The sequence below is a fragment of the Phenylobacterium sp. genome, from assembly GCF_004799395.1.
Taxonomy (GTDB): Bacteria; Pseudomonadota; Alphaproteobacteria; order Caulobacterales; family Caulobacteraceae; genus Phenylobacterium.
In genome coordinates this window covers 25,775-38,143 of the sequence record NZ_SSMZ01000240.1, presented here as the reverse complement: position 1 = coordinate 38,143, position 12,369 = coordinate 25,775, and the positions used below count along the sequence as shown (strand labels likewise).

The 12,369-nt window shown below is 68.5% G+C and carries 13 protein-coding genes and 2 pseudogenes; 2 read left to right on the top strand and 13 right to left on the bottom strand.

Going from position 1 to position 12,369, the window contains the following annotated elements; genetic code table 11:
- Nucleotides 1-199 (bottom strand): annotated as a pseudogene (locus E8A12_RS15320) (DUF177 domain-containing protein); the annotation flags it as partial.
- Nucleotides 184-696 (bottom strand): ubiquinol-cytochrome C chaperone family protein, encoded by a 513-nt coding sequence (locus tag E8A12_RS15315; RefSeq protein ID WP_363212251.1) that lies wholly within the window; start codon nucleotides 694-696, stop codon nucleotides 184-186. The pseudogene E8A12_RS15320 and the gene E8A12_RS15315, both read right to left, overlap by 16 nt.
- Before the next feature lie 139 nt (nucleotides 697-835).
- Between E8A12_RS15315 and bamE the strand changes: the two genes are divergently transcribed.
- On the top strand, nucleotides 836-1,342 hold the full coding sequence (bamE, locus tag E8A12_RS15310; protein ID WP_293370320.1) for an outer membrane protein assembly factor BamE: 507 nt from the start codon (nucleotides 836-838) through the stop codon (nucleotides 1,340-1,342).
- Between the two features lie 108 nt (nucleotides 1,343-1,450).
- Here the strand turns inward: bamE and E8A12_RS15305 are convergent, their stop codons facing one another.
- Nucleotides 1,451-3,583, bottom strand: coding sequence for a sodium-translocating pyrophosphatase (locus tag E8A12_RS15305; protein WP_293370318.1), 2,133 nt, complete (start codon nucleotides 3,581-3,583; stop codon nucleotides 1,451-1,453).
- A 186-nt stretch (nucleotides 3,584-3,769) separates the two neighbouring features.
- Nucleotides 3,770-4,204 (bottom strand): hypothetical protein, encoded by a 435-nt coding sequence (locus E8A12_RS15300; RefSeq protein WP_293370316.1) that lies wholly within the window; start codon nucleotides 4,202-4,204, stop codon nucleotides 3,770-3,772.
- 105 nt (nucleotides 4,205-4,309) lie between these two features.
- Here E8A12_RS15300 and E8A12_RS15295 point away from each other — a divergent pair, with 105 nt between their 5' ends.
- The gene (locus E8A12_RS15295; protein ID WP_293370314.1) at nucleotides 4,310-5,296 is read left to right on the top strand and encodes a retroviral-like aspartic protease family protein; all 987 of its coding nucleotides are present in this window, start codon (nucleotides 4,310-4,312) and stop codon (nucleotides 5,294-5,296) included.
- Here the strand turns inward: E8A12_RS15295 and E8A12_RS15290 are convergent.
- From E8A12_RS15290 to nrdR, 9 genes and pseudogenes are all read right to left on the bottom strand, one after another.
- Complete coding sequence (locus tag E8A12_RS15290) at nucleotides 5,293-7,086, bottom strand: DEAD/DEAH box helicase (protein ID WP_363212248.1); 1,794 nt, start codon at nucleotides 7,084-7,086, stop codon at nucleotides 5,293-5,295. The two genes, E8A12_RS15295 and E8A12_RS15290, sit on opposite strands and share 4 nt — an antisense overlap.
- Before the next feature lie 77 nt (nucleotides 7,087-7,163).
- Nucleotides 7,164-7,667, bottom strand: a complete 504-nt coding sequence (locus tag E8A12_RS15285) for an isoprenylcysteine carboxylmethyltransferase family protein (protein ID WP_293370312.1) — start codon at nucleotides 7,665-7,667, stop codon at nucleotides 7,164-7,166.
- Nucleotides 7,664-8,719, bottom strand: coding sequence for a 3-oxoacyl-[acyl-carrier-protein] synthase III C-terminal domain-containing protein (locus tag E8A12_RS15280; RefSeq protein ID WP_293370310.1), 1,056 nt, complete (start codon nucleotides 8,717-8,719; stop codon nucleotides 7,664-7,666). The genes E8A12_RS15285 and E8A12_RS15280 overlap by 4 nt, the downstream gene beginning before the upstream one ends.
- 60 nt (nucleotides 8,720-8,779) lie before the next feature.
- Nucleotides 8,780-9,748, bottom strand: a complete 969-nt coding sequence (gene thiL, locus E8A12_RS15275) for a thiamine-phosphate kinase (RefSeq protein WP_363212245.1) — start codon at nucleotides 9,746-9,748, stop codon at nucleotides 8,780-8,782.
- On the bottom strand, nucleotides 9,720-10,175 hold the full coding sequence (nusB, locus tag E8A12_RS15270) for a transcription antitermination factor NusB (RefSeq protein WP_293370308.1): 456 nt from the start codon (nucleotides 10,173-10,175) through the stop codon (nucleotides 9,720-9,722). The genes thiL and nusB overlap by 29 nt, the downstream gene beginning before the upstream one ends.
- Nucleotides 10,176-10,622 (bottom strand): annotated as a pseudogene (locus tag E8A12_RS15265) (6,7-dimethyl-8-ribityllumazine synthase); the annotation flags it as partial.
- A gap of 27 nt (nucleotides 10,623-10,649) precedes the next feature.
- Nucleotides 10,650-11,240 (bottom strand): riboflavin synthase, encoded by a 591-nt coding sequence (locus tag E8A12_RS15260; RefSeq protein ID WP_293370306.1) that lies wholly within the window; start codon nucleotides 11,238-11,240, stop codon nucleotides 10,650-10,652.
- Nucleotides 11,241-11,885 (bottom strand): RibD family protein, encoded by a 645-nt coding sequence (locus E8A12_RS15255; RefSeq protein WP_293370304.1) that lies wholly within the window; start codon nucleotides 11,883-11,885, stop codon nucleotides 11,241-11,243.
- 6 nt (nucleotides 11,886-11,891) lie between these two features.
- Nucleotides 11,892-12,365, bottom strand: a complete 474-nt coding sequence (gene nrdR, locus E8A12_RS15250) for a transcriptional regulator NrdR (RefSeq protein ID WP_293370302.1) — start codon at nucleotides 12,363-12,365, stop codon at nucleotides 11,892-11,894.
- Nucleotides 12,366-12,369 lie beyond the last annotated feature (4 nt).

Genomic DNA, 12,369 nt, shown 5'->3' with positions numbered 1-12,369 from the left:
GGCCCGTGATCTCCACCCCGTCCATCCAGGACTTCAGCGTCAAATGCACCGTGAACGATGGCAGGCTGACCAGGTCCAACGCCCTGGCGATCCGCGCGCGCTGAGCCTCGTCCGGCGCCAGGGTCACGATCATGGGGCCGCGCGCGACCTCGTGCAGCCGCAGGACATGGGTCCAGTCGTAGGTCACAGCGCCCGCCACGCGACCTCGCCCGCCAGCAGCGGCTCCAGCGCCTGATCGGCGAGCATCGCGCGCTGGCCAAGCACATAGGCGGCGAGCCGCGGAACGGGGTCCGTATCGGCGTCCGCATAGACCGTACGCCCCAGCAGGGCCTCCAGCGGCGCGGTGTCCGGCAGGGCGGTGAAGGCGGCCTCATACGACTTGCCGCGGCCATAGAAGGCCTCGCCCAGCTTGCGCATCTTGCGCCCCACGGCCAGGTCGCCGACGCCCATCTCGCGCAGCGCGGCGTCGAGGCCCTTCACATAGGTGTCGAAGAGCGCCTGGCTGACATCGGTCGCGAACTCGCCATGGCCGCGCAGACGGTCCAGCAGCAGCACCACGTGCAGGCTGTAGAGCTCGAATCTACCCTCCACCGTGTCCGGCGCGCCGAGGTCAGCGTAGAGCCCCGGCGCACGGGCCTGCTCCACCGCCCGCGCATAGAGCGCGCGGCCGGAGCCCAGGGCCGGACGGGGTCGCAACAGCCGATCCAGCAACATGACGCCTCGATTTCGCCTGAACCATTACATAAAGCCGCATTGAACTAAGGGCCGAGCGACGATAGGTCAAAGCCCCAGAGCCAATGCCCATGGGCGCAACGAACAGGTTCCAGTGCTTCCGATGACGTCCCGAACCGCCTTCGCAGCCCTCGCCTTGGGCCTTCTGATCCCCGCCGCCGCGGCCAGCCTGTCGGCCTGCGCGCCGGTGACCAGCTATTCCGGCTTCCAGGCCATCGAGTCCGATCCGAAGGACGTCAAGATCGGCACGGACACCAAATCCACCGTGCGCGGCCGGCTGGGCTCGCCCTCCGCGACCGGCGCCTTCGACACCAACACCTGGTTCTACATGAACCAGCTCAAGTCCCGGGTGGCCTTCAAGCGGCCGGAAGTGATCGCGCGCAACGTCACAGCGATCACCTTCAACAAGGACTCCGAGCTGGTCGAGAGCGTCAACAGCTACACGCTCAAGGATGGCAAGGTCATCGCCTTCAACGGCCGCGAGACACCCACCCGCGGACGCGAGCTGACCATCCTCGAACAGGTGCTCGGAAACGTCGGCCGCGGCGGCCTTCTGCCCAACCAAGACGACAACGCACCAGGCCAGCGCCCCGGCGACCGCCGGAACTGAGCACGAAGCAACTTTCCCCGCGAACGCGGCAATCCAGCGAAACCTGGAATCAAAAGCGCCCCGGAGATCGCTCTCCGGGGCGCTTCTGTTTTCAGCCGGGGCTGATGGCTAGTGGATCACGCCGTGGGCCAGGACCGCCAGCAGCAGCAGGGCCACGATGTTGGTGATCTTGATCATCGGGTTCACGGCGGGACCCGAGGTGTCCTTGTAGGGGTCGCCGACGGTGTCGCCGGTCACGGCCGCCTTATGGGCTTCGGAACCCTTGCCGCCGTAGTGACCCTCTTCGATCAGCTTCTTGGCGTTGTCCCACGCGCCGCCGCCCGAGGTCATCGAGATGGCCACGAACAGACCGGTCACGATCACCCCCATCAGCATGGCCCCGAGGGAAGCGAAGGCGTCGACCTTGCCGGCGATTGCCTTGATCACGAAGAACAGCACGATCGGGCTGAGCACCGGCAGCAGCGAGGGGACGATCATCTCCTTGATCGCCGCCTGGGTCAGGATGGCGACGGCCCGGCCGTATTCCGGCTTCACCTCGCCCGTCATGATCCCCGGATTCTCGCGGAACTGTCGGCGGACTTCCTCCACAACCGATTCCGCCGCCCGGCCCACCGCGGTCATCGACATGCCGCCGAACAGGAACGGCAGCAGACCGCCGAACAGCAGGCCCACCACGACGTAGGGATTAGAGAGGTCGAAGGCGACCGTGCCCAGGTTGTCGAAGAAGCTGCCTGGCGTCGCATTGGCCGAAAAGAACTTCAGGTCCTCGGTATAGGCCGCGAACAGCACCAGGGCGCCGAGGCCGGCGGAGCCGATCGCGTAGCCCTTGGTCACCGCCTTGGTGGTGTTGCCAACCGCGTCGAGGGCGTCAGTGGTGACGCGCACTTCCGGAGGCAGGCCTGCCATCTCGGCGATGCCGCCGGCGTTGTCGGTCACCGGGCCGAAGGCGTCCAGCGCCACGATGAAGCCGGCCAGCGACAGCATCGAGGTGGTGGCGATGGCGATGCCGAACAGGCCCGCCAGGTTATAGGTGACGATGATACCGACGATGATCACCAGCGCCGGCATGGCGGTGGATTCCAGCGACATGGCCAGGCCCTGGATGACGTTGGTGCCGTGACCGGAGACCGAGGCCTTGGCCACCGACTTCACCGGCCGGAAGCCCGTGCCGGTGTAGTATTCGGTGATCACCACGATCAGGGCGGTCACCACCAGACCCGCAATGCCGCAGCCGAACAGGCTGTTGGCGTCGAAGGTCTTGGTCCCCACCGTCATCGGGACGGTGACGAGCTGGTTCATCACCCACCAGATCGCGCCCACCGACAGCACGCCGGTGACGATCAGGCCCTGGTAGAGGGCGCCCATGATGTTCTGGGATTTGCCGAGGCGCACGGCGAAGGTGCCGATGATCGAGGTGACGATGCAGACGCCGCAGATGGCCAGCGGCAGGAGCATCATGTTGGAGACCACCGTGGTTCCGGCGCCGGCGAAGAAGATCGCCGCCAGGACCATGGTGGCGACCGTGGTCACCGCATAGGTCTCGAACAGGTCGGCGGCCATGCCGGCGCAGTCGCCGACGTTGTCGCCCACGTTGTCGGCGATGGTCGCGGCGTTCCGGGGGTCGTCTTCCGGGATGCCAGCCTCGACCTTGCCCACCATGTCGCCGCCCACGTCGGCGCCCTTGGTGAAGATGCCGCCGCCCAGACGGGCGAAGATGGAGATCAACGAAGCGCCGAAGCCCAGCGCCACCAGGCTGTCGACCACTTCGCGGCTGGTGTTCTCATGGCCGAGCGGGCCGGTGAGCACGGTGTAGTAGCCCGCGACGCCGACCAGGGCGAAGCCCGCCACCAGCATGCCGGTGATCGCCCCGGAGCGGAACGCCAGCGAGAGCCCCTTGGCGAGGCTCTCCGACGCCGCCTGGGCCGTACGGACGTTGGCCCTGACCGAGACCAGCATGCCCACGAAACCCGCGGCGCCCGAAAGCGTCGCGCCGATCAGGAAGCCGACGGCTTCCAGCGGGCCCAGCAGGAAGAACAGGATGATCAGGATCACGACGCCCACCATGGCGATCGTCGTGTACTGCTTGTTCAGATAAGCCTGCGCACCCTCCTGGATGGCGGCGGCGATCTCTTGCATCTTCGCGTTGCCAGGCGAGGCCCGGAGCAGCGAGGCGGTCTGCACGGCGCCATACAGCACCGCCAGCAGACCAGCCGCGATCACCAGCATCAAAATCGAACTCATGTTGTGCGCACCCCTTTACGATCGCGCGGAGGGGGATCGACAACCGCGTCGTCGACGCGGCCCCGGCTCGCTCCCAGCCCCTGTTTCCCCAAGATACGAGGCGCGCTTCCTTGGCGGCCCCCTGATAAGAGGCGGGAAAGTGCCAAAGTTGGCCCCCCGGCGCAACCTGCGCCGAGGAGAGGCCGGTCAGGGATGCCCGGGAGCGGCTGGCCGGGGCGGCATTACGCGCTTCTGCGGGGTCTGAGAGGTCACGCTTACCGAGGCCACGACCCCGGGTCCGGTGATGGCGCTGGCGTCGCGGGTCATGGCGGCGACCAGCTTGGCCTCGTCGATCTTCGACCAGTCGTTGGCCAGTACGAAGGGCGTGCGGTGGCCGTCGCGCACCAGGGCGTCGCGGAACGCCGGCTCCTTGTCGCGGATCTTGGTGACGTCGGCGCCGCTCTGCAGGTTCACGCGGATATAGACGAACACGTAGTTGACCAGTTGGCCGTCGATGACGATCGGCATCGCCACCGGCTGCAGGTCGACATACTGCCCCACCTCCTTCGGCTTTTCCGCCGCGTGAGCAGCGCCGGCGAGGACCAGGAAAGATAGGGCCAGCAGGGCCAGGCGCTTGGACATGGGGCGGAGACTACGCGCCCGTCGGTTTCCGCAAGGTTGAAGGAAGCATGACCTGGGGTCAGGCGGGTGCTAGCCTGAAAAGAAAACGCCGGGAGGCGACGCGCCATGCACTTAAGCCGCCGCCAGGCCGCCGCAGGCCTGATCGCCCTTCCCGCCGCCGCAGCGCCGCTGTCGCGCGCCTTCGCCCAACCCATCTCGTCCGTCCAGCTTCCGAGCGACACCGCCACCGAACCGCCGACCCGGGTCGACACGGGCCATGACGGCTACGAGCACATGCTCGCCCCCGTTACGATCAACGGCCAGGGCCCGTTTCAATTCCTGATGGACACCGGCGCCAACACTTCGGTGATCTCGCGCGACCTGGCTCAGCGGCTGATGCTCGCCGGAACCGAGCCGGCGCGCCTGCACACCATCGTGGGCGTCCGCGAACGACCTGGCGTGATCATCGACCGCCTGCAGGTGGGCCAACGCAGCCGCAAGGCGGTTCGCGCTGCGACCCTGCCGCTGACCAGCGGCATCGATGGCGTGCTGGGCGTCGACTGGCTGGACGGCCAGCGACTGGTGCTGGCCTTCAAGGACAAGTCAATTTCCATCGCCCGCTCGGTCCGGGACGTGACCAGGGACGGGTCGGTGGTGGTGCCCGCCCGCCGCCGGATGGGCCAGCTCACCATTGTCGACGCCGACCTCGGCGGAAAGCCGATCAGCGCCATGATCGACTCCGGCTCGCAGATGACCATCGCCAACAGCGCGTTGCGCGAACTGGTGGCCGCCGACAATCGGCGCAGCGGCGGCGGCGACAGCTATCCGCGGGTTACGATGGAGACCCTCGCCGGCGAGCCGTTCTCCGGCGAAATGCTCTATCTGCCGTTCTTGCGACTTGGCGGACTGCAGCTCGGCAACGTGCCGGTGGTCCACGCCGACATGCATGTGTTCGACCTGTGGGGCTTGAAGGACAAGCCCGCCATCGTCCTGGGAATGGACCTCCTCGCCCAGTTCGACACGGTGTCCCTGGACTTCGGCCGCTCACTGGTGCGGTTCGACCTGGCCGCTGGGCAGTTCACCCCGTCGGGGCCGCTCGTGCGGCCGGCCTAGTTCGGACGGCGTCCCTGCGGCTTGGGTCCTCGATGTTTTCCGGCGAAGGGCTTGCCGCCGTTCGCCGGCGGGCCGCCACGGGGCGGACCAGCAGGACGGGGCCCCGGTCGGGGGCCCCGCGGACGGTCGGCGGCTGGCGGGGCCGCGGCGGGTTCGATACGGATATCGCCCTCGGCCGCACCCTTCACCGCCTGGCGGAAGCGCGCTTCCGTTTCGGCGACGATCTCGAACTTCGTCTCGCGGTCGAAGATGCGGATCTGGCCGATGTCCTTCTTGGTGACATGACCCAGGCGGCAGATCAGCGGGATCAGCCATTTCGGGTCGGCGTTGTTCTGTCGCCCGATCGGCATCCGGAACCACTCCGCGCCGACATTGTCGGCGCGGTGCGAAGGCCGCGGTCCACCGGGACCCTCCTGCATCGGGTCGTAGGCCGTCCCGCCGCGCTGCGGCCGGGCCGAGGGAATGATCTGGCCGGTCTCACGAACGTCGTCGAACAGGTCCTCCGGCTCTGGCAGGCGCTGACGCTGGTAGCGGATCAGAGCCACGGCCACCGCCTCCGGCGAGATGTCGGCTAACAGGCGGCCCGCGAGCGTCAGCTCTTCTTCCGAAGCCGGCGTCTTCAGGATCGGATCGTCGAGTAGACGCTGCTGATCCTTGGCGCGGATCTCGTCGGCCAGGGGCGGGCCAGACCAGCCGGCGTCGATGCTCGCCGAGTCCAGCAGGCGCTCGGTGAAGCGGCGCTTATTGTAGGGCACCACCAGGACCGAGACACCCTTCTTGCCCGCCCGGCCGGTGCGGCCGCTCCGGTGGAGCAGCCCCGCCTTGTTCACCGGCAGTTCGGCGTGGATCACCAGGCCCAGGTCGGGCAGGTCAAGGCCGCGGGCGGCGACGTCGGTGGCGACGCATGCGCGCGCGTGGCCGTCCCGCAGGGCCTGGAGAGCGTCCGAACGCTCCTTTTGGGTCATCTCGCCGGACAACGCGACGGCGGAGAAGCCCCGTTCCCGCAAGGCGCTGTGCAGATGCCGCACGCGCTCGCGGGTGTTGCAGAACACCAGGGCGCCCGGGCTCTCGAAATAGCGCAGCAGGTTGACCACAGCGTGGTCGACCTCGCCCGGCGCCACCCGGACGGCGCGGTATTCGATGTCGCCGTGGGCCTCGTCGCGGCGAAGGGTGTCGATGCGCACCGCGTCGCGCTGATATCGACGCGCCAGGGTGGCGATCTCCTTGGCGATCGTCGCCGAGAACAGCAGCGTCCGGCGTTCGGTTGGTGTGGAGTCGAGAATCTCTTCCAGGTCTTCGCGGAAGCCCAGGTCGAGCATCTCGTCGGCCTCGTCGAGCACCACGACCTTCAGCGCCGACAGGTCCAGCGCGCCGCGCTCGATGTGGTCGCGCAGGCGTCCCGGCGTGCCGACGACGACGTGGGCGCCGGCCTGCAGCGCTCGGCGCTCCGCGCGGGGATCCATGCCCCCGACACAGGTGGCGACCCTGGCGCCGGCGTCGGCATAGAGCCATTCCAGCTCGCGGCTGACCTGGAGGGCCAGCTCGCGCGTCGGCGCGATCACCAGGGCGAGCGGCGCTTCCGCGCGCCCGAACCGCGGGTCCTCGCCCAGAAGACCGCGCGCCAGAGCCAAGCCGAAGGCGACCGTCTTGCCGGACCCGGTCTGGGCGGAGACCAGCAGATCGCGGCTGTCCGGCTCGCTGAGCACCGCGGCCTGAACCGGCGTCGGCTCCTGATAGCCCTGCTTCTCGAGGGCGCGCTCCAGCGCGGGGTGGGTGGTGGGAAACGGCATTCGGGGTCCTTGGGCCGCCCGCGAAACGCGGCGGACGCGCCAAAAGCCGCAACGCGCCCTACAAAGCAAGCGCTGCGTCAGGTTGCAGGCAGTCCGGGGTCCTTCAACGCGGCGCTCTCCGCGCGGATACGAACCCAGAGCATAGAGGCGTTGAGCAGGGAGAACACCAGGGCATAGACGCCCAGGCCAAAGACGAGCGGCAGCACAGCGATCTCGCCTACGACCACGGCGTAGTTGGGGTGAGGCAGGAACCGGTATGGCCCCTTGCGCACGAGGGTTTCCCCCGGGACCACGATGATCCGGGTCGTCCACCGCCGCCCGATCGAGGCCAGCACCCAGACGCGTAGGACCTCCAGCGCCAGATAGGCGCCGAGCCAGGCCGGGCTCACCGGCCGGTCCCACGCCAGCACCCACAGCCCGATGAGCCAGGCGGCATGCAGGGTCACCATCAGCGGATAATGCTCGGCGCCGCGCTCGGCGCCGCCGTCGGCCAGCAGTCGCGCGGTATTGCGGCGCGCGACGACAAGTTCGCCCAGCCGCTGCAGCGTGACGAGACCGAGGATGACGAGCGAGAGGATCATGCGGCTTCGAGGGTCACCGTGCTGGCGGTGAAACCCGGTCCCATGGCGGTGAGCACCGAACGCTTGGGCAAGCCAGTGCGCCGAGCGCGGTCGAGGATGAACAGCACGGTGGGCGAAGACATGTTGCCATGGTCGGCCAGCACCTCGCGCTCGTGGTCCAGGGCGCCCTGCCCCAATCCCAGCGCACCCTCCAGCGCCTCGATCACCTTCATGCCGCCCGGATGGCAGATGAAGCGGTCAACGTCCTCCAGGCGCAGACCCTGGCGCGCCAGCATGGCCTCGACCACCGGCCGAATCTCACGGCGGACGAAGGGCGGCAGCGCCTGATCGAGGAGGACGCCCAGGCCGGCGTCGCGCACCTGCCAGCCCATGACGCCCAGAGTACCCGCCCAGGTGTGCTCCGCGCTGGCGGCAACCGTTGCGAAGCCCTGCGCGCCGTCCTCGCTGGACAAAACGCAGGCCGCCGCGCCGTCACCGAAGATCGCCGTGGAGATGATGTCAGTCTTGGAAAGCTCCTCCATGTGGAAGGCGAGCGAACAGAGCTCCACGCAGACCAGCAGAACCTTGGCCCCGGGCTGGGCCTTGGCCAGGCGATAGGCCAGCGCCAGGCCAGTCGCCCCGCCTGCGCAGCCGACGCCGAACAGAGGCGCCCGCGCCGCGTCGGACCGGAAACCCAGGCGGGTCATGGCCTTCGCCTCCAAGCTCGGCGTCGAGACGCCGGTGGTGGAGACCGTGACGATGGCGTCGATGTCCGCACCGGTCAGACCGGCCTCCGCCAACGCCCCTTCCGCCGCCCGGCAGAACAGGTCGAGAGCGACTTCGTCATAGACCGCTGCCCGGTCCGCCCAACCATGGGGTTGCAGGTACCATTCGACGGGCCTGGCGATCTGGCGGTGGCGTACGCCGGCATGGTCGAACACCGGGCCCATGCGCACGAACTCAGGAAAACGGTCGATGAAGATCTGGTGGGCGACCTCGAACACGTCGTCTTGGGCGAGATCGTGCGGCGGCGTGGCGGTCGCGAGCGACAACAGCTTGACGGTGGCGGTCATGATCGGTCCCTGGCGGCGCTGTCCCGGGACCGCAATACCCCGCCACGGCGGAGGTTCCTTTTACAGGTGTCTCCAACCGCGCTCTGTGATCTTCACCGGACGGCCGTCCACGCGTACCTCCATGCCGGCGCCGACCACCTCGCCGATGGCGGTGAAGCCCTCAGGCGGCGAGCCCGAAAAGGCGGCCACCACCTCATAGTCGTCGCCGCCCGTGGCCAGGCGCAGCAAGGCGGCGGCGCGGTCGGGCTGCGCGTCGAGCCAGGTCCCCGCGGATGGCGACAAAGGCATCTCGTCGAGATCGAGGCTGATACCAAGCCCGCTCGCCTCGCCGATGTGCCCGGCGTCAGCGATCAGGCCGTCGGAGACGTCGGCGGCGGCGCGCGCATGCTCCAAAAGCGTCTCGCTCAGGTCAAGCCGCGGCGCCGGCAGCCGCAGGCGGCCCGCGAGCCAGCCGTCCGGGTCCGCGATCTCACCTTTCACCGCGGCCAACCCCAGGACCCCGTCGCCGATCGTGCCGCTGACCGCCAGGACGTCGCCATAACTGGCCCCGGCGCGCCGCACCATGCGTCCTTCCGGAACCCAGCCCAGGGCCGTCAGGCTGGCGGTGAATGGCCCCGGCGTCGAGACTGTGTCGCCGCCGAGCAGGGCCACATCATAGGCCGCCAGGTCCTTGCCCAGCCCCTTGGCGAAGGCTTCCCGCTCGGCGGGACCGAAGGTCGGCGGCCAGGCCACGGCCAGGAAGCAACCGAACGGCTCGGCCGCCTTGGCCGCCAGGTCGGAGAGGTTCACGCGCAGCAACTTGCGCGCGATCAGGTCCGGCGCCTCGCCGACTTGAAAATGCACGCCCTCGACCATGGCGTCCTTGGTGATCACCAGGTCGAAGCCGGGCCGCTGCGGCACGATCGCCGCATCGTCCATGAGGTCGAAGGCCCCCGGCGCGCCCCCAGTGAGTGGGCGGAACAGCCGCGCGATCTCGCTGAATTCGTCGCCGGTCGGAGACTTAGCGCCGGGCATCTTGGGCGACCGCATCCAGCGCCCCGTTCACAAACCCCGGCTCCGGTCCCTCGAAGAACGACTTCGCCAGCTCGACATATTCGTCGATCACCACCTCGGTGGGCACATCAGCGCGATGGATCAGCTCAAAAGCCCCGGCCCGCAGGATCGCGCGGGCCGTAGCGTCCAGGCGGTCGAGCCGCCAACCGGCCGCCAGCTTCCTGGCCACCGCGGCGTCCACGGCCTTCTGATGCTCGACCACACCGCGCACCAGATCGGCGAAGAACGCTTCGTCGGCGGCCGCAAGAGGCGCATCGCCGCCCTCCGCGTCCCGGTCAAAGCGGTGCTCGGCGAACTCGCGGATCACCGCCTCCGCGCCGACGCTGGAAACTTCCATCTGGTAGAGCGCCTGGACCGCGGCCAGCCGGGCCACGGACCGGGCCTGTTTCGGGGGGACGGTCATCTAGAGGCCAATCAGCAGCTGCTGGCGCAGCGAGATCATCGTCAGCGCCGCGCGGGCCGCGCCGCCGCCCTTATCGCCCTCGCTGGCGCGAGCCCGCGCCCAGGCCTGAGCCTCGTCCTCCACCGTCAGGATGCCGTTGCCAAGGCAGAGCTGCTTGCTCACCGAAAGGTCCATCAACCCGCGCGCGGACTCGTTGGCGACAATCTCGAAATGATAGGTTTCGCCGCGGATCACCGTGCCAAGCGCCACATAGCCGTCGTAGCGGCCGCCCTCCTCCGCAAGTGCGATCGCCGCCGGAATCTCCAGCGCGCCCGGCACCGTGACGATGTCATAGGCGGCGCCGAACGACTCCAGTGCGTCCTGCGCGCCCTTGAGCAGCTCGTCGGCCAGATCGGAATAGAACCGCGCCTCGACGATCAGGATTCGGACTTGGTCTTCGCTCATCGGGGGCCCTTCAGCGTGTGTGGCGCAGCCTTAGGCCGTTTCTTGGAAGCGCGCGAGATAGCGCGCCAGCATGTCGATCTCCAGGTTCACCCGTGAGCCAGCCTTCAGTTCGCCCAAGGTCGTCACGTCCCACGTATGCGGGATCAGGTTCACGCCGAAGACGTCGTCCTCCACCTCGTTGACGGTCAGCGACACGCCCTCGACGGTAATCGAACCCTTCGGCGCGATGAAGCGGTGCAGCGGCCGGGGCGCGCGAACTCGCACGCGATGCGAGCCGCCCTCGCTCTGCACGGACAGGACCTCACCGAGGCCGTCCACATGGCCGGAGACGATATGCCCGCCCAATTCGTCGCCGACGCGCGCGGCGCGTTCGAGATTGACGCGGCGGCCCTCCGCCCATTGATCGAGGGTGGTCAGTCCCAGGGTCTCGCCGGAGACTTCCACCGCGAACCAGTCCCGGCCCTTCTCTACCACCGTGAGGCAGCAGCCGGCGTGGTTGATCGAGGCGCCGATATCGATCGTGCCCACGTCGAAAGCCGTCTCGATCTCGAAGCGGCGGTCGCGGTTGGTGTCGCGCACGGCCCGCACGCGGCCCACGTCGGTGACGATCCCGGTGAACATTCAGACCCTCGCGTAGCGTTCCCAGAGGTCGGCGCCGACCTCGCGGACCTCGACCCGCCGGAAATGGGGCGCCTCGGCCAGCGTCGCAACTGCCAGGGCGCCTATGCCCGGCCGGCCCTCGCCGCCGATCAGGATCGGCGCCCGGAACCACTCCAGGGCATCCACCAGGCCGCAGCGGACGAAACTCGCCGCCACCTGGCCGCCGCCCTCGACGAAGAGTCGCGACAGGCCTTCGCTGGCCAGGGCCTCGACGACGGTCTTCAGTTCCGGCCGATCCTCCCCGACCGCATGCACGGTGATGACTCTGACCCCAGCCGCAATCAGGGCCGGATCGGGATCTGTGGTGGCGATGACATAGGTCGGAATATCTCGGGCCGTCTTCACCAGCTTGCTGGACGGCGACAGCCGCTGGCGGCTGTCCAGCACCACGCGCGCCGGCTGCGGTCCTTCGTAGCCCGGCAGGCGCACTGTCAGCTCGGGATCATCGGCCAGGGCGGTGGACACGCCCACGAGCACCGCATCGTGCTGCGCGCGCAGCCCATGGACGGCCTCGCGCGCCGCATCTCCGGTGATCCAGCGGCTCAGCCCAGCCACGGTCGCAATGCGGCCATCGAGCGAGGTGGCGAGCTTGAGAGTGACCGGCACGGGCGCTTAGGCCTCGTCTTCGGCCACCTCGGCCAATCCTTCATCGCCAAGGAACTTGGCGAAGTCCTGGGTCTCGCGGAAGTCGCGATAGACGGAGGCGTAGCGGACATAGGCCACGTCATCGAGCGCCTTCAGCTGGGTCATCACCAGTTCGCCCACCGCCGAGGACGGCAGCTCGGTTTCGCCCATGCTTTCCAGCTGACGCACGATGGAGGAGATCATCCTCTCTACCCGGTCCGGGTCGATGGGCCGCTTGCGGATGGCGACGGCGATAGAGCGGGCCAGCTTGTCGCGTTCGAAAGGCGTGCGGCGGCCCGACCGCTTCAGGATGGTCAGTTCGCGCAGCTGGACGCGCTCGAAGGTGGTGAAGCGGCCGCCGCATTCCGGGCAGAGCCGACGGCGCCGGATCGCCGCGCCGTCTTCCGACGGGCGCGAGTCCTTCACCTGGCTTTCGAGGTGACCGCAGAACGGACAGCGCATGATC

Bases quoted from the DNA above. Each gene is read 5' to 3' on its own strand.
- bamE (WP_293370320.1), top strand. From the start codon at position 836: ATGACGTCCCGAACCGCCTTCGCAGCCCTCGCCTTGGGCCTTCTGATC.
- E8A12_RS15305 (WP_293370318.1), bottom strand. From the start codon at position 3,583: ATGAGTTCGATTTTGATGCTGGTGATCGCGGCTGGTCTGCTGGCGGTG.
- E8A12_RS15300 (WP_293370316.1), bottom strand. From the start codon at position 4,204: ATGTCCAAGCGCCTGGCCCTGCTGGCCCTATCTTTCCTGGTCCTCGCC.
- E8A12_RS15295 (WP_293370314.1), top strand. From the start codon at position 4,310: ATGCACTTAAGCCGCCGCCAGGCCGCCGCAGGCCTGATCGCCCTTCCC.
- E8A12_RS15290 (WP_363212248.1), bottom strand. From the start codon at position 7,086: ATGCCGTTTCCCACCACCCACCCCGCGCTGGAGCGCGCCCTCGAGAAG.
- E8A12_RS15285 (WP_293370312.1), bottom strand. From the start codon at position 7,667: ATGATCCTCTCGCTCGTCATCCTCGGTCTCGTCACGCTGCAGCGGCTG.
- E8A12_RS15280 (WP_293370310.1), bottom strand. From the start codon at position 8,719: ATGACCGCCACCGTCAAGCTGTTGTCGCTCGCGACCGCCACGCCGCCG.
- thiL (WP_363212245.1), bottom strand. From the start codon at position 9,748: ATGCGGTCGCCCAAGATGCCCGGCGCTAAGTCTCCGACCGGCGACGAA.
- nusB (WP_293370308.1), bottom strand. From the start codon at position 10,175: ATGACCGTCCCCCCGAAACAGGCCCGGTCCGTGGCCCGGCTGGCCGCG.
- E8A12_RS15260 (WP_293370306.1), bottom strand. From the start codon at position 11,240: ATGTTCACCGGGATCGTCACCGACGTGGGCCGCGTGCGGGCCGTGCGC.
- nrdR (WP_293370302.1), bottom strand. From the start codon at position 12,365: ATGCGCTGTCCGTTCTGCGGTCACCTCGAAAGCCAGGTGAAGGACTCG.